At 60.9% G+C, this 21104-nt stretch carries 11 protein-coding genes; 4 read left to right on the forward strand and 7 right to left on the reverse strand.

What is annotated here, in order from left to right:
* Nucleotides 1–335: 335 nt before the first annotated feature.
* Nucleotides 336–1094, forward strand: a complete 759-nt coding sequence (locus ACK6BI_RS19430) for a hypothetical protein (RefSeq protein ID WP_409318341.1) — start codon at nucleotides 336–338, stop codon at nucleotides 1092–1094.
* Between the two features lie 129 nt (nucleotides 1095–1223).
* Here ACK6BI_RS19430 and ACK6BI_RS19435 read toward each other — a convergent pair whose 3' ends face one another.
* From ACK6BI_RS19435 to ACK6BI_RS19465, 7 genes are all read right to left on the reverse strand, one after another.
* Nucleotides 1224–2543 (reverse strand): MFS transporter, encoded by a 1320-nt coding sequence (locus ACK6BI_RS19435; protein WP_409318342.1) that lies wholly within the window; start codon nucleotides 2541–2543, stop codon nucleotides 1224–1226.
* Between the two features lie 165 nt (nucleotides 2544–2708).
* Nucleotides 2709–4037 (reverse strand): sigma-54-dependent transcriptional regulator, encoded by a 1329-nt coding sequence (locus ACK6BI_RS19440; protein WP_409318343.1) that lies wholly within the window; start codon nucleotides 4035–4037, stop codon nucleotides 2709–2711.
* Entirely contained in the window at nucleotides 4037–5797 is a 1761-nt protein-coding gene (locus ACK6BI_RS19445; RefSeq protein WP_409318344.1) for an ATP-binding protein, read from the reverse strand. The genes ACK6BI_RS19440 and ACK6BI_RS19445 overlap by 1 nt, the downstream gene beginning before the upstream one ends.
* 57 nt (nucleotides 5798–5854) lie before the next feature.
* Nucleotides 5855–8704, reverse strand: coding sequence for an RHS repeat-associated core domain-containing protein (locus ACK6BI_RS19450; RefSeq protein ID WP_409318345.1), 2850 nt, complete (start codon nucleotides 8702–8704; stop codon nucleotides 5855–5857).
* Between the two features lie 19 nt (nucleotides 8705–8723).
* Nucleotides 8724–11504, reverse strand: coding sequence for an RHS repeat-associated core domain-containing protein (locus ACK6BI_RS19455; protein ID WP_409318346.1), 2781 nt, complete (start codon nucleotides 11502–11504; stop codon nucleotides 8724–8726).
* Nucleotides 11501–15964, reverse strand: a complete 4464-nt coding sequence (locus ACK6BI_RS19460) for a SpvB/TcaC N-terminal domain-containing protein (RefSeq protein WP_409318347.1) — start codon at nucleotides 15962–15964, stop codon at nucleotides 11501–11503. The genes ACK6BI_RS19455 and ACK6BI_RS19460 overlap by 4 nt, the downstream gene beginning before the upstream one ends.
* Nucleotides 15965–16116: 152 nt before the next feature.
* Nucleotides 16117–17640 (reverse strand): fumarate hydratase, encoded by a 1524-nt coding sequence (locus tag ACK6BI_RS19465; protein ID WP_260520759.1) that lies wholly within the window; start codon nucleotides 17638–17640, stop codon nucleotides 16117–16119.
* A 369-nt stretch (nucleotides 17641–18009) separates the two neighbouring features.
* Between ACK6BI_RS19465 and ACK6BI_RS19470 the strand changes: the two genes are divergently transcribed.
* The 3 genes from ACK6BI_RS19470 (at nucleotide 18010) to ACK6BI_RS19480 (ending at nucleotide 20944) form a co-directional block, all read left to right on the forward strand.
* Nucleotides 18010–19116 carry a diguanylate cyclase domain-containing protein gene (locus ACK6BI_RS19470; RefSeq protein WP_409318348.1) on the forward strand — a complete coding sequence of 369 codons (1107 nt, stop codon included), beginning with the start codon at nucleotides 18010–18012 and terminating at the stop codon, nucleotides 19114–19116.
* Nucleotides 19109–20044, forward strand: a complete 936-nt coding sequence (locus ACK6BI_RS19475) for an iron-sulfur-binding ferredoxin reductase (protein WP_409318349.1) — start codon at nucleotides 19109–19111, stop codon at nucleotides 20042–20044. The genes ACK6BI_RS19470 and ACK6BI_RS19475 overlap by 8 nt, the downstream gene beginning before the upstream one ends.
* Before the next feature lie 150 nt (nucleotides 20045–20194).
* Nucleotides 20195–20944 (forward strand): enoyl-CoA hydratase-related protein, encoded by a 750-nt coding sequence (locus ACK6BI_RS19480; RefSeq protein WP_409318350.1) that lies wholly within the window; start codon nucleotides 20195–20197, stop codon nucleotides 20942–20944.
* The last annotated feature ends 160 nt before the right edge of the window (nucleotides 20945–21104 follow it).

Here is a 21104-nt window from a genome sequence, read left to right on the forward strand (position 1 = left end):
GATTCGATATTCGTTGGCGGTGTGTCTTGCATGGGTTTCATGCTACGCCAACTAAATTGATTAAAAAGCGCAAAATAATGCTAAAAACAATCGATTAACTTGATATTAAGGGCGGCGCATTCAGTTCGTCTCGTCGTGGGAGCGAGCGACGCGCAGTCAATCGATCAGGTAAGTGCAGGATGCGGCAGGGGCATTAACCGGTGATTAATGGCCGCTTTTGCAGTGTGTGACAGATTTTTCATACATTCCCGACCGGTTTTTCACCCTCGCAACGCCAGTCTGCCGGCGGCCAGAAAACCAAGAACCGGCCGTCACACACTGGAGCTTTACCTGCAATGAACAAACTGCCTCAAATCACCCTGGCCTTCTGGGTCATGAAAATCTGCGCGACGACCCTGGGGGAAACCGCGGGGGATTTGCTGTCGATGACTCTCAACGTCGGCTACGCCATGAGCTCGCTGATCCTGATCAGCGTGTTCGTCCTGACGCTGGTCACGCAACTGATGTCCAGGACCTACAAACCGCTGCTGTACTGGATCGTGATCCTGTCCACCAGTACCGCCGGCACCACCATGTCCGATTTCATGGACCGTACGCTGGAGCTGGGCTACGCCACCGGTTCCATGATCCTGATCGCGATCCTGCTGGCGATCTTCGCGGCGTGGCGCCTGAGTGGCGACTCGCTCAACGTCACCAAGGTGCAGAGCTTTCGCGGCGAGATGTTCTACTGGATGGCGATCCTGTTCTCCAACACCCTGGGCACTGCGCTCGGCGATTACCTGGCGGACGACTCGGGCCTGGGTTTTGCCGGGGGCGCATTGTTGATCGGTTCGGCGATTGGCGTAGTGGTACTGCTCAAGTACTTCACGAAGATTTCGACCGTCGCGCTGTTCTGGGTGGCGTTCGTGCTGACCCGGCCGTTCGGTGCGACCTTGGGCGACCTGATGACCAAGTCCCATGAGAAGGGCGGTCTGGATTTTGGCACCATAGGTTCGTCGGCGGTGCTGGCGGGGATTCTGCTGGTGATGATCGTGGGCGCGTCTTTTGCGCAGAAGCGTTATGGCGGCAAACAGGGCGTTGCCGAATTGTCCTGATACCGAGGTGACTTCAATCGCGAGCAAGCTCGCTCCCACAGGGGCAGTTGTACGCCGATCCAATGTGGGAGCGAGCTTGCTCGCGATGGGGCCAGAACAGCCACCTTTGCAGTGGCTGAATAAACCCGGTCAGTCAGTGACGATGCGCGAATGTTTCTGGGTGTCTTTCATGGTGATGTACACCAGCAGGGACACCGCGATGCACGCGGTCACGTACCAGTAGTAACCGGTTTCCATGCCGATGCTCTTGAACCACAGCGCGATGTATTCGGCGGTGCCGCCGAAGATCGATACGGTCAGTGCGTACGGCAGGCCGACGCCCAGGGCGCGGATTTCGGTCGGGAACAGTTCGGCCTTCACCACGGCGTTGATCGAGGTATAGCCGCTGACGATGATCAGCGCCGCCATGATCAGGAAGAACGCGCCCCACCAGGTCTGGATGGTGTGCAGGGTCATCAGGATCGGTACGGTGAAGATCGTCCCGAGCACGCCGAAGGCGATCAGGATCGGACGACGTCCGATCTTGTCGGACAGACCGCCGATGATCGGTTGCAGGCACATGAACAGGAACAGCGTGGCGGCGGAAATGGTGGTGGAATCGGAGATGCTCATGCCGACGGTGTTCACCAGGTATTTCTGCATGTAGGTGGTGTAGGTGTAGAACGCCAGCGTACCGCCCATGGTCAGGCCGACCACGGTGAGCAATTCCTTCGGATGACGCAGCAAGGTGCGCATGGCGCTTTCCTTGGATTTCTCTTTTTTCACGAAGGATTCGGTTTCTTCCATGCCACGACGCAGGTACAGCGCAACGATCGCGCAAAGCGCGCCGATGGCGAACGGAATACGCCAGCCCCAGGCGTACAGCTGTTCGGTGGTGAGTATCTGTTGCAGTACGATCAGCACGCCGAGTGCGATGAGCTGGCCGGAAATCAGGGTCACGTACTGGAAGCTGGAGAAAAAGCCGCGACGTTCCTTGGTGGCCATCTCCGACAGGTAGGTGGCGGAGGTTCCGTATTCGCCACCGACCGACAGGCCCTGCAGCAAGCGGGCGAATACCAGCAGGATCGGCGAGATGATGCCAATGGTTTCATAGCCGGGGCTGAGGGCGATCAGCAAGGAACCGAAGCACATCAGGTACACCGAGGCCATCAGTGCCTTTTTACGACCGACCTTGTCGGCGTACAGCCCCATCAGCCAGCCACCGATCGGGCGCATCAGAAAGCCCACGGCGAAAATCGCGGCGGTGTTCATCAACTGGGCGGTTGTGGAACCTGCGGGGAAGAAAGTCTTGGCGAAGTACAGCGAGAAGGCGGCATAGACGTACCAGTCATACCACTCGACCATGTTGCCGACGGAACCGCTGAAGATCGACTTGATGCGACTGGCGGTGGTTTTTTCTTTGACCGGCACAGCTGCCGACCCAAGAGGCAGGGCGTTGGAGTTATCCATTGAAGGATCCTTCGTTTAATTGTTTTTGTGGAGCGCGTTGAAACGCAGCCTGTGGGGGCTATAGCAGGAGCTGTGCCAACGGGGAGAGGGCCGGTTTAGAGGGGTGAGGGGGAGTTGTTGAGCGGGTTTTTGCCGATGAGCTGGAATGAATGAGCGGATTTCCGCTCATTCAGTGACGAACATTTCCCGGGTCAAACCATGCCGCTGCATCTTTTCATTGAAGGTGCGACGCGGCAGTTGCAGTTCCTCAAGTACGGCTTTCACATCACCCTTGTGTCGGGTCAGCGCGGCCCGCAGGCACTGCGCCTCAAACGCTTCCTGTTGCGCGGCCAGCGACTGGCCCGGATCGATGCCCTGCACCGGCTCATCCAGCCCCAACACCTGCCGTTCGGCGACGTTCGCCAACTCGCGAACGTTGCCCGGCCAGTCGTGACTCAGCAGATGACTCAATTGCGCACCACTGAGCGGCGGGAAGGTCCGGCCCAAACGTTGGGCAGCGCTCTGGGCGAAAGCTTCGAACAACAACGGAATGTCTTCGCGACGATCCCGCAGCGGCGGCAGGCGTAGCTCCGCGACGTTCAGGCGATACGCCAGGTCCTCGCGAAAACGGCCGGCCCGGGCTTCGTCCAGCAGATCGGGTTTGGTCGCCGCGACGATGCGCAAGTCCACGCGAATGCTCTGGTTCGACCCCAGCCGTTCCAGTTTCTGCTCCTGCAACACCCGCAACAGTTTCACCTGCTGAGCCAGCGGCATGCTTTCGATTTCGTCCAGGAACAGCGTGCCGCCATCGGCGTATTCCAGCTTGCCGATGCGTTTGCCGGAGGCTCCGGTGAAGGCGCCACTCTCATGGCCGAACAGCTCGGCTTCGAACAACTGCTCCGGGATCGCTGCGCAGTTGAGTGCCACGAAGGGTTTATCGGCACGCGGGCCGAAGTCGTGCAGGCAGCGGGCGACCAGCTCCTTGCCGCTGCCGGTTTCGCCACGGATCAGCACGTTGACCGGCAGGGGCGCCAGATCCAGCACCTGCCGGCGCAAGGTCTGCAAGCCACGGGACACGCCGAGCAATGTTGCATCGAGTTTCGCGCGGTTGTCGGCCTGCGTGTGCAGTGCGCGGTTCTCCAGCACCAGCCGGCGTTTGTCGAGCGCCCGGCGCAGGCTGCCGAGCAGGGTCTCGGGGCTGAAGGGTTTTTCCAGAAAGTCGTAAGCTCCATCGCGCATGGCTTCGACCGCCATCGGTACATCGCCGTGGCCGGTGAGCAAAATCACCGGCAGGTCGGCATCCCGGCGCTGTACTTCGGCCAGCAGTTCAAGACCGCTGAGGCCGGGCATGCGCACGTCGCTGAGAATCACCCCGGCAAAATGCTTCGGCAGCGCCGCCAGGCATTCCTCGGCGCGGCTGAACAGCTGCACCTCGAACCCGGACAGGCTCAGCCACTGTTCGACGGCGCTGCGGATGCTGCTTTCGTCATCGACCACCATCACCGCGTTGAGCATCAGATATGCGCCTCCAGATCGATCGGCAGGGTCAGGCTGAACACCGCGCCGTTGTCGCCATTCTCGGCACTCAGGCGCCCGCCGGACTCATGGACGATGGCGAAGGATACCGCCAGTCCCAGACCGAGGCCGTCGCCTACCGGTTTGGTAGTGAAGAACGGATCGAACACCTGTCCCAGATGTTCTTCGGCAATGCCGCCACCATTGTCGATGACGCTCAGGCGCCACAACTGTTCATCGGCTTCCAGACGGATTTCCAGACGCTTGCAAGGTTTGCCCTGCATCGCATCGAGGGCGTTGCGCAGCAGGTTGATCAGCACTTGTTCCAGGCGGATCGCATCGCCGCGCACCCAGGCCGGACGCGTCAGGTGCAGCACCAGACTGACCTGTTCGTCGCGCATTCTGGCGTCCAGCAATTGCAGGGCCTGATCGACCACCGTCGCCAGATCCAGCCGCTCGCGCAAACCGCTGGGGCTCTTGCGGGCGAAGGTTTTCAAATGGCCGGTGAGGGCAGCCATGCGCGTGAGCATCTCATCCACCGGTTTGAGTGCCTTGCAGGCGTCATCGACCCGGCCATGATCGAGCAGCAGACGCAGGGTCGCCAGCTGCATGCGCTGGGCGGTCAGCGGCTGATTGATTTCATGCGCCAGTGCCGCCGACATTTGCCCCAGTGCCGCCAGTTTCGCTGACTGCACCAGACCGTCTTGCGCAGTGCGCAAGTCGCGTGTTCGCTCTTCCACCAGTTGCTCAAGTTCTTCGCGACTGCGCTGGCGCATTTTCGCCAGGCGCCAGCGTTGATTGAGGAATAACAGCAGGAACACCAGCGCCAGCCACACTCCGGCGGCGGCGAGCCCGGCATTGCGCAGGTCTTCGAAGGACAGCTGCGGGCGACGCAGCAGGTGCAGGGTCCAGCCTTCGGCAGTCAGCGGCAGGGATTCCCACAGGTAATCCGCCGTGCCTTGCGGACCCTCGACCCTACGCAGGTCGCTGTTGTCATCGAAGCGGCGCAGCGACAAATGGGTCAGCGGCACCAGCGATTGTTTGTCGTATTGGCGGGTGGTCTTGATCTCCCGGTAATCGGCCGGGGTCAGCGGGTGCAGCAGGCGGTAGCGCCAGTCGGGCTGGTTGGCGATAAAGATGATGCCCCGGGCATCGCTGACCAGCAGCGTGTCGTTGCCGTGGCTCCATTCGCGCTCAAGCTCCGGGAACTCCAGCTTGACCACCATCGCCCCGAGGAACTCGCCGTTGTCGCCGAGCACCGCGCTGGACAGGAAATAACCGGGAATCCCGCTGGTCACCCCGACCGCATAAAAGCGCCCGGTGCCCTGGGTGCGGGTCTGGCTGAAGTACGGGCGAAAACCGTAGTTGTGACCGACGTAACTGCTGGGCAGACGCCAGTTGCTGGCCGCCACCGCAAGGCCGGTGTGGTCGAGCAGTTCGAGTGTCGAGGACTGCGCAGCGCCGTTGATTTTTTCCAGTTTCAGATTCAGCGCCGCTTGTTGTCCGGCATCCACGTGACCTGTCAGCGCTGCACGCAACTGCGGGTCCAGCGCCAGCACGGCGGGCAGGGCGCGGTAGCGGTCGATCAGGGTGTGCAGCGAGTTGGCATATAGCGCCAGCTGCTGGTTGGCGCGGGCGGCGTCTTCTTCCAGCGCCTGGCGCTCGGCGTGACGGATCGCAAGCGTCGCGGCGAGGGCGGCGCCAGCGAGGATCAGCAGGGTGTACAGTGTCAAGCGCACAAGGCGTGAGGTCGCGGGCATGGACGTATCAGGCGCAGAATGGGGCGAGCACGATAGCATGCACAGGCGGACTTCTCGCTAGGTGCCACCCTGGCGTGCACGTCTGATCACAGATTGGGTCTGCCTCAATTGTTTGATGGTTGCATTCGTTGCACTTCTCACTGTTTCACGTGTATCACCGACAGCGTTGCCGAAAATTTTGCTGAGCGGTCTGTAGGTGTGGATAGCGTCGCGCCCGGCGGCTTCGAACAGACTGTCCAGCACGCCCACGGCTTCATCCAGGATTTCGATCATTCCGGAAATGTGTTGGTCGGCACGGGTCAACTTTTCGTCCGTCAGTTCCTGACCCGCTCCTGCGATCTCATGCAGTATTTCGAAGGTGCCGGTCACCGTACTCAACGCCGCACCGATTTCGCTCGAGAACGGTGTATTGGCGGCCTTCATGCTAATACTGGTACCGATACTCAGAGCCTCTTTGCCGCCCTTCAGCCAGCCCTTTCTGTTCATTTCCACGACACCTAGCCCGATGCCTTTGAACTTGTTGTACGCGTACGAAGCATAGTTCATGGCCTTGTAGTCACCTTTATTGATGATCCTCTTCGGGTCCAGCTTCCCGGACTTGAATTTGACCGATGCGCTGAGGCTCGTGCGCTCCAATGCAAAATCAAGCCCTATGCTTACTGCCTTTTTCGTCACGACCCCGAGGGTCGCGCCAACGACGGTACCGGGGGGGCCAGCGACACTACCCAACGCCGCCGCGGTCAATCCGATGCCGAAGCCCGCTCCATAAGAGATGGCATTTGCAGCAACGTGTGCGCCAATTCTCAATGCAGCGGATTGTCCGTGTGCCCTGGCAGACTGGTGATTGTTGATTTGTGTTTCGGCCTCATGCGCACGTCGTGTAGTGAGTTGCAGGATTTTCGTATGTCGGTTCAATGCGCGAGATAGAGTCATGTCGGCCTGGTGTTGTTTTTTTAAGGCGGCGCTTTGGGACTGTCTTGTGGAGCGTTGCGGTTCGGTTTCGAGAAAGCTGTCCATGAAGTCCCATAGCTCTTGCCCGTCATCGTCGATGAAGGTGATCGGGGCATTCCCCACAAACGCATACAGGTTCAAACCGTCCACATCCCCGGCCGGATCGGCGCTGACCCAGCGCCCCAGCCAGTCGGCGTAGTAACGGGCACCGTAGTAATACAGGCGGGTGACATCCATTTCCTTACCCGAGTAACGGATGAACCGGTAATCCACTTCGATCAGGGTGCGCGCCGCCATCCAGGCGGTGGTGCCGAACGGCAAATAACCTTCGTGGCTGATCATCCGTGCCTGTTGGTCCAGCTCCAGCGAAACCGACCCCAGATGATCGCTGCAGGTGTAGCGCAGTTGATCGGCCTCGATGCCCGTCGGTCTGCCGGTCACCCAGTGCAGGCAGACCACGCTGCCACTGGCCAGCGGCAGGTTGATCAGGTGCAGTTCTTCAGCGTTGTCTTTGCTGCGAATTTCCAGCCCGGGACAATAGCGCACTTCGTGGAAGTGATTGACCTTCGCGGTGTGAGTGTCGTGGCGTTTGTAGACCCGCTCGCCCTGGCTGTAGCGATAATACTCTTCGTCGTTGGCGCTGCTGCCAACGCGTTCGACAAGCGTCACCCTTTCCAGCTCGCCGCGGTTGTTCCAATGCATCGGCACGCCGGGTTGCAGAGCCTGCAGGTTGCCGGCGGGATCGAACAGTTTTGTGAAGTCCGGGGAGGGGTCACCCTGTGTCCAGCGCACGCCCCGATTGCTTGACGGATCGATCGCCATCTCGGCGGTGTGGCTGGCGCCGTCGCGGATGTGAACGGTTTTGACGAGGTTGTCGCCGCTGTCGTACTCGTATGTTTCGATGTAGTTGCGCCGGTCGGCAGGATCGGTGGGCTTCGGCCGGCCAAGGTTGTCCGAGGGCGGGGCATCGGCATGGCCGGTGGCGTGGATCAGCCGGTACAGCGAGTCGTAACCGAAGGTGCGGTGGCCATCGACTTGCTGGTTGCGAAAGAAGGTCGGTGCCCAGGCGTGATCGAGAATACGGGTGATGTTGCCCATCCGGTCGTATTCATATTCGAAATTCTGAAGTGCCGGTCCCGATGCCTTTTGCACAGTGTGGCGATGCAGGCGACTGTTGGCGGCACGGTAGTGCCAGTGGCTGGTGACATCATTGCCGGTGAGTTGTTCGATGATCTGCCCGGCGGCGTTGTACTGCGCATCCTTCAACACCGTTTGCCAGTTGCTCTGCCCGTCGAGCTGAAGCTGAACCTGCGTGAGCTGGCCGGCAACGTCGTATGTGGTTTGTTGTGTGTGGCCACCCGCGTCGATGGTCTCCAGCACCGAGCCCAGCGGACTAAAAGAGCGGCGGCTGACAAACGCTTTGCCATCGTGGAAGGTTCGTTTCTCGCGCCGCCTGTTGCCCGTCAGCCCGATGCTGTCGAATTCGACGCTGCCGGACGGATCGCTCAGTTGAATCAGTTGTCCGCGCAGGTTGTGTCCGGGGGCGGCCGTGGCGTCGGCGTAGGTAAACGTATCGACGCGAGGCTCGCCGTTCTCTTCAACGCTTGTCGGGCGTAACTGATTGTCGTAGGACGTGCGTTGGTGATTGCCGTTCGCGTCCCAGGATTGAACAGGCTGATCGGCCAGGCCCGGCAGTGTGACGTTTACGCCGGTATCGACGCTGTTGATCTTCAGCACCTGCCCGTTCAAGGCAAAAACGCTGGAGGTGTTAGAGATGTTCAGGCGCGGATCACGTTGCGCCACGGGGCGGCCGGAAACGTCATGTTGCTGGCGGGTGATGAATGCCCGCACCTCCTCACCGGCCACCGTGCGCAGGTATTCGACCTGCCGGATCTCCAGTGCCCGTGGATCATGAACCCGCAAGGCGGGTGTGTGCCAGAAGATGGACTGATTCACAGGTCTGCTCCATACGGGGTCACCGACGGGCGCTGCGTTGCCGCATCAGGAACTGATTGTCGGTGGTGCCCATCTCTTTGTACCAGGCCATGCCTTTTTGCATTCGGTTGATATAGTCCAGCGTCTTTCCGGTCTGTTGTCGCAGCCCGGAGCGGGTGATCGGCGCGAGCGTTTCACGGGACGTCATGTGGGTGATATTGGGAATGTGATCAACGGGATTGATGACGTCCGTGCCCAATGCATCAAAAGCCGCTTCGGCCCAGGCGGAGCGTTGTTCGACTGCCTCTTTCCATTCACTGAGCATCGTTTCGATCTTGCCGATCTTGACGGGATCGAGGCGGTTCTTGATGTCTTCGGCTTCAACGGCGCGGGCAAGCAAATTGAACGCGCCGCCAAGGATCGATATCCATGCTCCGACCAGACGTCCCATCACGAATTCAGGATTGAGCACCGAGTTGAGTGCCGGGTGGATCAGTTCATCCTTGATGCTCCGCCAGTTGCCGTGGACATCATTGACGGCTTCCGGGACCCCCAGTGCATTATCGATCGCGGACACGGAGATGGTTGAAGTCTGCGGTATGAGTGCGCCGATCAGCCCCAGGCCTGTGACCGGAGCGGCCATGCCGCCTGAGATGTCTCCGCCGGCGTTGCCCCCCGTCGCCGCCTCGATGAAGGGCAAGCGGTTCACTCTGCTGTGAGAGGCGATGTGGCGCACATCCGGGATGAACTGACCGACCTGCTCTCCGCCAATGTTCCCGGCTTCGTAGCCGAATACCCCTGTGGCCACTTCGCCTGCAGTATTGGCCAGCAGGCTTCTCTTGATGTTTTTCTGGTGGATGACGTTGTCGATCTGCACCAATGTCTGCCCGGCAATGCTTTCCAGTGTCGACACAAAACCCGAGTACAGCATGATGACGCTTTCCGCCTTCGCACCTCCCGAAGGATCGACATAACGAAGCGGGTTGTTGGATACAAAGGCGTAAAGGTTCAGCCCGTCCACATTGCCGGCCGGATCGGCACTCACCCAGCGACACAGCCACGGCGCGTAATACCGTGCTCCATAGTAATAAAACCCGGTGACATCCATTTCCTTGCCCGAATAACGGGTGAACTTGTAGTCCGCTTCGATTTGCGAGCGGGCAGCCAGCGATGCGGTAGCGCCAAAGACGTAGTAGCTTTCGCGGCTGATCACCTGCGCCCGTTGATCAGTCTCCGTAACGCTCGATCCCGAATGGTCGGTATGGGAATAACACACTCGATCAGCGTCGATGCCGGGCGGTTGGCCGGCGACCCAATGCAGACACGTCACCTCGCCGACACCGGTGGCGACGGTGATCCGGTGCAGTTCTTCTCCGCTGCTGTTGGTGCGGATTTCCAGACTCCCCGCGTAATGCACTTCAGCCACATGGCTGACTGCGCTGGTATGGGTTTCATGGCGTTTGTATACCCTTTCGCCCTGGCTGTAGTGATACAGCTCCTGGTCGGGCAGACCGCTGGCGTGATCCACGAGGATCAGCGACTCCAGCTGATGGCGGCTGTTCCAGTTCATCGGTTGGCCGGGTTGCAGGGCCAGCAGATTACCGGCGCGGTCGAAAAGGGTGCTGAAGTCCGGCGCCGGGTCCCCCCGTTTCCAGCGCACGCCGCGATTGCTGGCAGGGTCGATGAACATCTCGCGGGTGTAGGTGTTGCCCTCGCGAACGTGGGTCAGTTTTTTCAGGTTGTTGCCGTCGTCGTATTCGAAAGACTCGACATAGTTACGCCGGTCATTGGGATCGGTGGGTTGCGGCCGCCCGGGGGTGTCCGCGGGAGGGGCGTCGCTGTAACCGGTGGCGCGGGTCAGGCGGTACACCGAGTCATAGCCAAATGTGCGTTCACCGTCGATCCGCTGGTTGCGGAAAAACGTCGGTGTGTAGGTGTGATCGATGATGCGGACGGTGTTGCCCACCAAGTCATATTCATACTCGAAATCCTGAATCGCCGGCTCCAACGCCTTTTGCGCGTACTGCCGAAGCAGGCGGCCGTCGGCTTCCCGGTAGTGCCAGTGGCTGGTCACGCCATTGCCGAGCTTTTGTTCGACGATCTGGCCGGCTGCGTTGTAATCCATACCGATCAAAATATCCTGGAAGGATTGCCCGCTGAGTTGCAGTTGTACCTGGAAAAGTTGTCCGGCGATGTCGTAATTCGATTGTTGAACGTGCCCGCCGGCATCAACGGTCTGCAGCAGCGCACCGGTGGCGCTGAAGCGCTGACGGCTGGTGCAGATCTTGCCGTCCTTGAAGGTGCGGGTTTCTTCCGTTGACAGGCCGCTCATGGTGAAGCGGTTGATTTGCACCGTGCCCGATGGATCGCTCAGCGCTGTCATTTGTCCGCGCAGGTTGTGCGTCGGGTCGGCCGAAGCATTGTCGTAGCTGAAGCTTTCGAAGTCGGTTGCCCCGTTTTCCGTGACGCTGCGCAGACGCCGTTGCGGGTCGTAGCTCATCTGCCGGTGATTGCCGTTCGCGTCCCAACTCTGCAAAAGCTCGCCGCCGGGCCCCGGCAGGAGCGCATTTTCGCCACCGTCGACATTGCGGGTCTTGACCACCATGCCGTCCAGTCTGAATACCGTTGTCGTATTGGGCGTGGGCAGACGCGGATCCCGCTGTGCAACCCGATGACCGGCAGCATCATGTTGCAGTCGGCTGATGAGCGCTCGCACCTCTTCTCCGGCCACTGTGCGCAGGTACTCGACTTGCCTGACGGCTTCGCCGCGAGGGCCGATTGCCGACAGCGTCGGTGTGAGAGGGTGTACGCTGGCGTTCATGATTTGATCCGTTTTGCGGGTCTTGCAGGCGCCGGTCTTTTCACGGGGCTGGCCAGCGGCGAGTCGTCCGTGTCGTTGTAGTCGTAGCTGAGCTTGAACCACGGATGCAGAATGTCGAACGCCAGATGACCCAGGGCATTGATGGTCTGGATCTGCCGGCCCGCAGCGTCGTAGAACATCCGGTCGTGGTAGCCGTGTTTGCGCATCGCGGTGTCATTGATGCAGCGATGAGTGTTGAGGAAATAAGGGCGGTAGACCCGGATGGTTTCGCCCTTGTGGTTGTATTCCACCCGGCTTTGTACCCGCCAGCGCTGGATGGCCGGCAGCTCGATCGGCCTGTCATCGGCGTCGGTCTGCAGGTCGTCTTCGGGTGTGGCCACAAAGGCATCGCCCGGCGGGACGAGCTGTTTGCTTTGCAACGCGCGACCGAAGCCGTCGACATAGCTGATGGTCATCTGAATCTGTTGCAGCGGATCGGTGTGGTAGCGGTCGGCGACCAGGCTGAGGCTGTGCACCGGTTGCCTGCGGGCGGTATGGATGAGGTCGAGCAGTTTCTGTTCGCTGACCGTAGGTTTTTTCCGGTTCAGCCAGCGCAGCGCGCAGGCGCGGATGTGGCCGTCGGGCAGGATCAGGCCGCTGGCGATCCACTGCTTTCTTTCGTGCGGGACCGCATCAGGTGAAAGCAACGGCATCCAGCTGAACAGCTCGGTGCGCACCGCGCTGGCAGCGGATGCCAGCACGGTTTTCGGATGGGCCAGGGCGTATTCGACGCTCAGGTCAGGCTGCGGCGGGTAAGCGGACAATGGTTCGAAACCGGCAGGCAGTCCCTCTTCGGTGCCATGAAAGCTGTGGGCAATCGGCTGGCCGCCCGGTTCGTACAGCACTTCCTGAATGTTCTCGTTGGGATCCGTGATGCTTTGCGGCAGCAGGGTGTGCATGTCGTGGTTCACGGACGTCACACAGCCGTCCGGCAGGGTGATGGCGATGGTCAGCAGATGGTCTGCGTCCCAGGTGATGTGCGTCACGCCATGGCTGGCGGTCTGCTGCACTTCGGTGACGTGGTAAAACCCTCTGGCATCGGTGTAGGTGAAAAAGCCGCTTTGCGCTGACCACAGGTTTTGCAGCAGATCCTGTGCAGGATCTTCCGGGAAGAACAGCTTCATGGGCGAGTAACCGATCTTTGTCAGCTCTTGCCGAATGACAATCGGGACATCGTGGTAGGCCTCCAGCGCCTTCTTGTCGAATACAGCCTGTTCTGTCGGCCCTTGTCGTGGCGGATAGAGGATCTTGCCGTCGTCCTCCAGATACGTATGTTGTGTGAGAGAGGTCAGTTCCCGGGCGGTTGTCCACTCGACGCTGTCCTTGTACTGGTCGAAGTTTTCGAAACTGATATCTTTTGCTTGCAGCCCGCCCGGCAACACCCCCTTGGGCAACATCAGCGCATTGCCGCGCTGGCGCCAGGGCAAACCGAGCAGCCGGTGGCCGTCAGTGATCAGGTGAATGAAGGCGGCGATTGATTCCGTCAGATAAAAGTACTGTTGTTGCTCATCGTGACTGTCCACCCAGGCCCGAAGCTGGTCTTCTCGATCAAAGGGCGGTTTGTCCGTCTCGGTGCGACGACGAGCACAGGCGACCGTCAATCCGTGAGTCAGGTAGCCGTATGCGTCGAATGCCAGATTGACTGCATGCTGGCAGTTCGGGTCGTCCATGAACCGTTCGTATCGATGGCTACGGGTTTCCAGTTCGAGCACCAGCAGACTGGACGGACTTTTGCTGACGACACGAACCCGATAGCGAAATTCGTTCAAAGAGAACAGGCGTGCAGGGGCGGGATCATCCGCCTGACAGACCTCGGAGCGCAGCAGGCGACCGGCCAGCGCATAGGCTATTTCGCGATGGTCGTCGGCCGTGTGCCGCTTGCGAGTGGTCTCTTTGCGGCGCTTGGCATCAAACTCCGAAATGACCGTGGATCCCAGTGGCGTGATTTCGTCGTCAAGTTCGCAGATGCCCTTCAAGTCCGGATCGATGCATCTGCCGGTGTGAAACCAGTGTGTCGCCCGCATCGGTGCCGTATGGCCGCTTTCAGCCTGGTCCGGTTCCAGTTCGCTGTCGGTCTGACAAACCTTGCCGAAACCGCGAAACTCGCGTTCGTAACCGTCGTAGCAGCCCTCGAAATATTCGTGGAACTGCATCAGGTAATTGCCGGTGATTTCATCGTCCTGACGCAACCAGTGAAGCACCATCTGTGGAAAAGGCAGAAGGCAGACCGGACGCCGACGCGCCATCAGTTCCAGGCGTTTTTCGTCCAGCCAGAATTGCGCACTGCTGCGATGTTTCAGCGTGGCGCCGTAGCCCATGTTGTTGTTGCAGCCGGTGAGCAGGTAGGGCCGTTCATTGACGAAGTGATACACCCAGTGCTGTGGTTTCATGTGGGGTTTGGTGAACAGCAGGCTGGCGCAGCCAATGCCTTGCACATCGGCGAAGCTCACCTGGCAGAGATTGTCATAGCGAACGCCTCTGGGCCACCGGACGATTTCCGGAACTTGTGCAAAGGCATTGCCACCGTAATTCCAGTAGATCTCGAAGTGATCGGAACAGAGCCTGATCAACGCAGGTGCGCCGGAACCGTCGAGATCGGCGAAGCGAATGTGGTCAGCATTGAAGTGCTGGTATTCGAAAGGCAGGTCGCTGATCTCGACACCCTGGCCGAATCTGCCATGACCCAGATTGGCCCACGCTTCGATTTTGTCGTGGCGAACCCTGCACAGTCCCGAGCGGTCGCTGGCGTGCAGATTGCCGAACATCACCAGTTCGGTGCGGGCGTCGCTGAACAGCGGCAAGCGATCCGGGGTATGTGGTACATCCTTGCCGGGCGCGAATCCATTCTCCCGCACATTGGCGTACACCCGGACGCTGTTCGGGCCGATCAGGGCCATGGAGTCCAGACCGTCGCCGCTCAGATCGCCCAGTTGCGCCAGTTGATGGAAAAATTCCACAGGGAACCGGCTGAACGGTTTGAACAACGACCAGGTGCCGTCCGGATCAAGGGTGTAGAAACCGCTGCCGCCGGGTTGCGCGACGACCCAGTCGAGGCGGCCGTCACCCGTGAGGTCGGTGAGGATCTGCACCACCGGTTTGTTGCTGTCGGCGTTCGGAATCAGCGGCAGCAGTGACCAGGGCCCGTAAACGATTTCGTCCGTGCCGGGTTCGCCGCGCAAGGGTTCGCGGTAGTACCAGACGCCGTCGTACTGGCAGAGAAATCCCGGCACGCCTTCGCCGTAAAGATCGACGCAATGATAGGGCTGGCCGTCGTTGAGGCCGGGCATGTGGTCGAGTTGCAGGAAGGGTTTGGGGAGGGTGTCGAGTGTCAGCGCTTCATAAAAATATTCCAGCGGCGGTAAATGCCTGACGCGACCTGTAGCGTCATAACTCATGTAATGCGCGGCTTTCAGGTGGTTGTACCGGTGCGCTGTGGGTTCGTGCTCCAGCAGCAGGCGATCGACCAGCACCGGAGCGGGGCCGGTGTGGTTGAACAACAGAAACTGCCGGCACAGGCGCCGGGTGCCGACTTCAAAGCCGTAACGATGATTGCGAAACGGGTCGGAACGTACCGGCCAGGCATCCTCGTTGGCGTCATACGATGGAACATCGTCATATCCGGCGACGCGTTCGCCGTAGTCAACGATCAGTCGGAACAGCCAGTCGAGTAATTCGGGTTGCGCGTTATCAAGGCAAAACAGATCGGCACTGGCGGTTTTGTTGCAATAGCAGACTTGCCGCAGGTAGCGCTGGGCACTGTAGTCAAAACGGGCGTCGGTGACTTTGTCGTCCGCCTTGTACTGGTAAAAGATGTTTTCGCCCACGGGATTCCTGACTTCCACCAGCAACCACACTGCGATAAGTGTCGGGTCCGCCGGGTCATGGATGCAGGCATCCAGGGTGTAGCCATAGCAATACAGAGTGCCGTCTGCTCCAAAGACCACCCAGAACGGGTGACCGCCACCGGTGGGGGTCCAGAGCTCGTAGCGGGTGAAATTCGTTTCCAGGCGCGGAATGTAGCGCACCACGGAATAGGTTTTGGCGCTCTCGCCTTTACCGTGTGTACGCTTTGCGGCCTTGATCTTGCCGTGCGTCGTCAGCTCGGGCCGCAGTTCGATGCCGTCGGCCAGCATGGCGTCCGTTGGCAGGTTGTGCGGCACGCCCTTGCTGGTTTTGCGCGAGATGGCAGAGTACGGCAGATCCCAGCCGAGGCCGCACTTGCCGTTGCCCCCGCTGCCGTCATAAACCAGCTGCAACTCGGGAACCAGCGTCCGGCCGGAGGCGGACAGTGTTGGTAGCGGCAAGGCGTAAGAGCGCTGCCCGGTCGCACCGATTTCACCCCAGCTGCGCCCATTCGTTGCAATGGACGCAGTCTTGGCAATGGAGGGCGGAGTGACAAGCGCATCTGCATCAAGGGCCATGGCAACGCAACCTGAAGACGTCGAGTCGTCACGCTAGCAGAGCGGTGGTGGGCAGGCACCTGTCAGATCTGACAGGTGTCGACTGACGGCAGGCGAAAAAAAACCGGACGGTCATCGCTGACCGCCCGGTTCTCTACAGGTCGCTGAAGCGCTTACTGCACTTCCACCGCCAGGCTTTCGCTGATCTTCTGTTGCCAGATCGCAGGGCCGGTGATGTGCACCGATTCACCTTTGCTGTCCACCGCGACGGTGACCGGCATGTCCTTGACCTCGAACTCGTAGATCGCTTCCATGCCCAGCTCGGCGAACGCCAGTACCTTGGACTTCTTGATCGCCTGCGCCACCAGATAAGCGGCACCGCCGACGGCCATCAGATACACGGCCTTGCTGTCCTTGATCGCGTCGATGGCGGCCGGGCCGCGCTCGGACTTGCCGATCATGCCCAACAGGCCGGTCTGCTCGAGGATCTGACGGGTGAACTTGTCCATCCGCGTGGCAGTGGTCGGGCCGGCCGGGCCGACCACTTCGTCACCGACCGGATCGACCGGGCCAACGTAGTAGATGAAGCGACCCTTGAGGTCTACCGGCAGGGTTTCACCCTTGTTCAGCATCTCGACCATGCGCTTGTGCGCCGCGTCGCGACCGGTAAGCATCTTGCCGTTGAGCAGGACCGTTTCGCCCGGCTTCCAGCTCTGTACTTCTTCCGGGGTCAGGGTGTCGAGGTTGACACGACGGGCCGACGGGCCGGCTTCCCAGACGATTTCCGGGTAGGCGTCCAGCGGCGGAGCTTCCAGCGAAGCCGGGCCGGAACCGTCGAGCACGAAGTGGGCGTGACGGGTGGCGGCGCAGTTGGGGATCATGCACACCGGCAGGGAGGCGGCGTGGGTCGGGTAATCCATGATTTTCACGTCGAGCACGGTGGTCAGGCCACCGAGGCCCTGGGCGCCGATGCCCAGCTGGTTGACCTTCTCGAACAGTTCCAGACGCATTTCTTCGATGCGGTTCTGCGGGCCACGGGCTTTCAGCTCGTGAATGTCGATGGACTCCATCAACACTTCCTTGGCCATCACCGCAGCTTTCTCGGCGGTGCCGCCGATGCCGATGCCCAGCATGCCTGGCGGGCACCAGCCGGCGCCCATGGTCGGAACGGTCTTCAGGACCCAGTCGACGATCGAGTCGGACGGGTTGAGCATGGCCATTTTCGACTTGTTCTCGGAACCGCCGCCCTTGGCCGCCACGTCCACTTCCACGGTGTTGCCCGGGACGATGGAGTAGTGGATGACCGCCGGGGTGTTGTCCTTGGTGTTTTTACGCGCACCGGCCGGGTCGGCCAGGATGGAGGCGCGCAGGACGTTTTCCGGCAGGTTGTAGGCGCGGCGCACGCCCTCGTTGATCATGTCGTCCAGGCTCATGGTCGCGCCATCCCAACGCACGTCCATGCCCACACGCACGAACACGGTCACGATGCCGGTGTCCTGGCAGATCGGCCGGTGGCCGGTGGCGCACATGCGCGAGTTGATCAGGATCTGCGCCATCGAGTCACGGGCCGCTGGCGATTCTTCGCGCAGGTAGGCTTCGTGCATCGCCTGGATGAAGTCCACGGGGTGGTAGTAGGAAATGAACTGCAGGGCGTCGGCAACGCTCTGAATCAGGTCGTCTTGCTTGATCACGGTCATGAGTCGCGCTCCTCTAAAAGACGGGAACATTTAATAGGGCAGCTTCGAGCTCCGAGCTTCGAGCGGCAAGTCAAGGACAGTACGTGGACTGCTTGAGCCTGAGGCTTGACGCTGGCGACTTGAAGCTGGCCCTTTGGGCCGGGCACGCCGGGGCTGCTGGCGCGACGCTAAAAAGGCGCGGCAGTATACCGCGCCTCGGTGGCGGGCACATCTGCCGGGAGTCATTCGTTGGTCGCATGGCTGCAGGTTTTTGACGCCAAATACCCGGCCCGAAAATCAATGGTCATTTATCGACTGGCCCTCTAAAGTGGCAGCCGGTCTGTAGAGTAGGACACTCGGTCAGCCTTTTATCGCACGGTGAGTCAACGATTGACCCATAACGCCATTCAACGTCTTTTGCTCAAACGCTTCGCCCTCGCTGCAGCCACCTATGGATTGGCCTTGCTGCTGCTGTGGCTGGCGTATTTCACCGGTCACTATGAAGATTCGCTGGCCGGCGTCGCCGTCGGCAGCGCGCTGGTGGTGATCAGCCAGGCGGTGCTGTTCGTCATCTTCCTTTCCGGGCGCAACCTGCGGTTCCCCGACCCGAGCCTGACCGAGGCGCAAGTGCTGCTCGGCCTTGGCTGGCAGACGTGGCTGATCGCCCATCTGGAGGAAGCCCGGGGCGAGTTCCTGGTCTTCTATGTGCTGATCCTGCTGTTCGGCCTGTTTCATCTGTCGCGGCGGGCCTTCGTGCGCTGCGCGATGCTGGTGTTCTTCAGTTTCTGCGCGATCACGCTGTGGGACGGTTACCACTTGCATCTGCACGACCCGGCACTGTCCGCGTTGCAGGCATGCATCCTGCTGATTGTGCTGGCGTGGCTGGTGATCTACGCGCGTTTCGTCCAGACCTCGCGCCAGCGCATGCGTCAGCGTCGCTTTGCCTTGCAGGCGCATCAGGACACGTTGCGCGGGATGATGCGTCAGCTCGAAGATCTGGTCGCGACCGACGAACTGACCGGGCTGTTCAATCGCCGACACTTCCTGCGCCTGGCCACCCGTGAGTTGAATGCGATGGAGGGCGACGTGGTGCATGGTCTGGCACTGATCGACCTCGACCACTTCAAGCGCATCAACGACCTGCACGGCCATGCCGCCGGCGATCAGGTGCTGCAGGCGTTCGCCGCAGTCGCCGGTGCCTGTCTGCGCGACGGCGACGTGCTGGCGCGTTATGGTGGTGAGGAATTCGTGGTGCTGCTGCCCGATTGCAATGCCGAGCGCCTGACCGCTTGCTGCGAACGGTTGCGCATCGCTTTCACCGACGTCGAACTGGTGGGCCTGAACGTGAAAAACCTGAGCCTGTCCGCCGGCATGACCCTGCTGGAGCTGGGCGATGATCTGGACGATGCCTTGCAGCGTGCCGATCAGGCGCTGTACCGGGCCAAGCGCGACGGACGCAATCGCTGCGCGGCGGCGTGGGAGAACATCGATGCCTGAGCTGCGAGTCGGTGAACGACAGTGGTCGGTGGCGGCGGGCAGCAACCTGCTCGATGCCCTCAACCAGAACGGTGTGGCGGTGCCTTACAGCTGCCGCGCCGGCAGTTGCCACGCGTGCCTGGTGCAATGCGTGCGGGGTTTGCCCGCCGACAGCCGCCCCGATGCCTTGAGTGCCGAACAGCGTGATCAGGGCTGGCGGCTGGCCTGCCAGTGTCAGGTGGTGGAAGACTTGCAGGTGCACACTTTCGACCCGCTCGCCGACGGTCGCCCGGCTACGGTCGAAGCGCTGGACTGGCTCGGCGACAGCGTGTTGCGCCTGCGCCTGACACCCCAGCGACCGTTACGCTACAACGCCGGCCAGCATCTGGTGTTGTGGGCCGGGCATATTGCGCGACCGTATTCGCTGGCGAGCCTGCCGGAAGAAGACCGCTTTCTTGAATTTCACCTCGATTGCCGTCAACCGGGCGAATTCAGCGACGCCGCCCGGCGTTTGCAGATCGGCGATCCGATCCGCCTCGGTGAATTGCGCGGTGGCGCGCTGCACTACGATCCGGACTGGCACGACCGGCCGCTGTGGCTGCTCGCCGCCGGTACCGGGCTCGGCCCGTTGTTCGGTGTGTTGCGCGAGGCTTTGCGTCAGGATCATCGCGGCGCCATTCGCGTCATTCATCTGGCCCATGATGCCGACGGGCATTACCTGGCCAAACCGCTTGCCGCACTGGCCGCGCAGCGGGAAAACCTCAGTGTCGAACTATGGACAGCGGCAGAGTTGCCGGGCGCTTTGGCACAACTGCGCCTTGTTTCCCGGCAAACCCTGGCCTTAGTCTGCGGCTCGACCGCCAGCGTCGACGCGTTTGCCAAGCGTCTGTTCCTGGCCGGACTGCCGCGCAATCAACTGTTGGCCGATGTCTTCCTGAGCCGTGGTTGAGCGCTGATCTTAATTGAGATTGAAGATCCTCCGTGGCGAGGGAGCTTGCTCCCGCCGGGCTACGCAGTAGCCCTGAAACCCATGAGTGCTGCGCACTCAAGCGCGAGCAAGCTCGCTCGCCACAAGGATCGCTGCCAACCAGGACACACCATGCCCGAAGCCATTCTGCTGCAACGCGAACGCGGTCTGCTGACCCTGCGCCTCAACCGCCCGGACAAGAAAAACGCCCTGACCCGCGCCATGTACAGCCAATTGGCCGAGGCATTGAAACAGGCTGATCGCGATCCGGAAATCAACGCCGTGCTGATCACCGGCAGCGCCGAGTGTTTCACTGCCGGCAACGACATCGCCGACTTCATCCAGCAACCGCCGAGCGACCTCGACAGCCCGGTGTTTCACTTCATGCTCGAACTGCTCGAATGCCGCAAACCGGTGATCGCCGCCGTGGCCGGGGCGGCGGTGGGGATCGGCACGACGCTGCTGTTGCATTGCGATCTGGTGTACGTGGCCCGGGATGCGCGGTTGCGCATGCCGTTCGTCAATCTCGGGTTGTGCCCGGAGTTTGGTTCCAGCCTGATCCTGCCGCGATTGCTCGGGCAGGCCAAAGCGTCGGAACTGTTGCTGCTCGGTGAAGGCTTCACCGGTGAACAAGCGGCGCAGTGGGGGATCGCGACCGAGGCACTGTGCAGCGGCGAAGCCGCACTGGCCAGGGCGCGGGAGATGGCGCTGCGGTTTGACGAGCTGCCGGCTGAAGCGGTGCGGATCAGCAAGCAATTGATGCGGGCGCCGGATCGCGAGTTGATCCGCAAGGTGATCGAGGAAGAGGGTGCGCTGTTCACCCAGCGGTTACGGTCGCCGGAGGCGTTGGCGGCGTTGACCGGGTTCATCAAACGCCATTGAGATATCCGCCGACCGCACTCCGCGCACTGATCGTTCCCACGCTCTGCGTGGGAATGCCTCAATGGACGCTCTGCGTCCGCTTCGGCATGGGACGCGGAGCGTCCCGGGCTGCATTCCCACGCGGACGGTTCGACGCCTCGACGTGGGAACGATCAAACCA

The organism is Pseudomonas sp. KCJK9016, from assembly GCF_046231795.1.
Lineage (GTDB): Bacteria > Pseudomonadota > Gammaproteobacteria > Pseudomonadales > Pseudomonadaceae > Aquipseudomonas > Aquipseudomonas bananamidigenes.

Bases quoted from the DNA above. Each gene is read 5' to 3' on its own strand.
- ACK6BI_RS19430 (WP_409318341.1), top strand. From the start codon at position 336: ATGAACAAACTGCCTCAAATCACCCTGGCCTTCTGGGTCATGAAAATC.
- ACK6BI_RS19435 (WP_409318342.1), bottom strand. From the start codon at position 2,543: ATGGATAACTCCAACGCCCTGCCTCTTGGGTCGGCAGCTGTGCCGGTC.
- ACK6BI_RS19440 (WP_409318343.1), bottom strand. From the start codon at position 4,037: ATGCTCAACGCGGTGATGGTGGTCGATGACGAAAGCAGCATCCGCAGC.
- ACK6BI_RS19445 (WP_409318344.1), bottom strand. From the start codon at position 5,797: ATGCCCGCGACCTCACGCCTTGTGCGCTTGACACTGTACACCCTGCTG.
- ACK6BI_RS19455 (WP_409318346.1), bottom strand. From the start codon at position 11,504: ATGAACGCCAGCGTACACCCTCTCACACCGACGCTGTCGGCAATCGGC.
- ACK6BI_RS19460 (WP_409318347.1), bottom strand. From the start codon at position 15,964: ATGGCCCTTGATGCAGATGCGCTTGTCACTCCGCCCTCCATTGCCAAG.
- ACK6BI_RS19465 (WP_260520759.1), bottom strand. From the start codon at position 17,640: ATGACCGTGATCAAGCAAGACGACCTGATTCAGAGCGTTGCCGACGCC.
- ACK6BI_RS19475 (WP_409318349.1), top strand. From the start codon at position 19,109: ATGCCTGAGCTGCGAGTCGGTGAACGACAGTGGTCGGTGGCGGCGGGC.
- ACK6BI_RS19480 (WP_409318350.1), top strand. From the start codon at position 20,195: ATGCCCGAAGCCATTCTGCTGCAACGCGAACGCGGTCTGCTGACCCTG.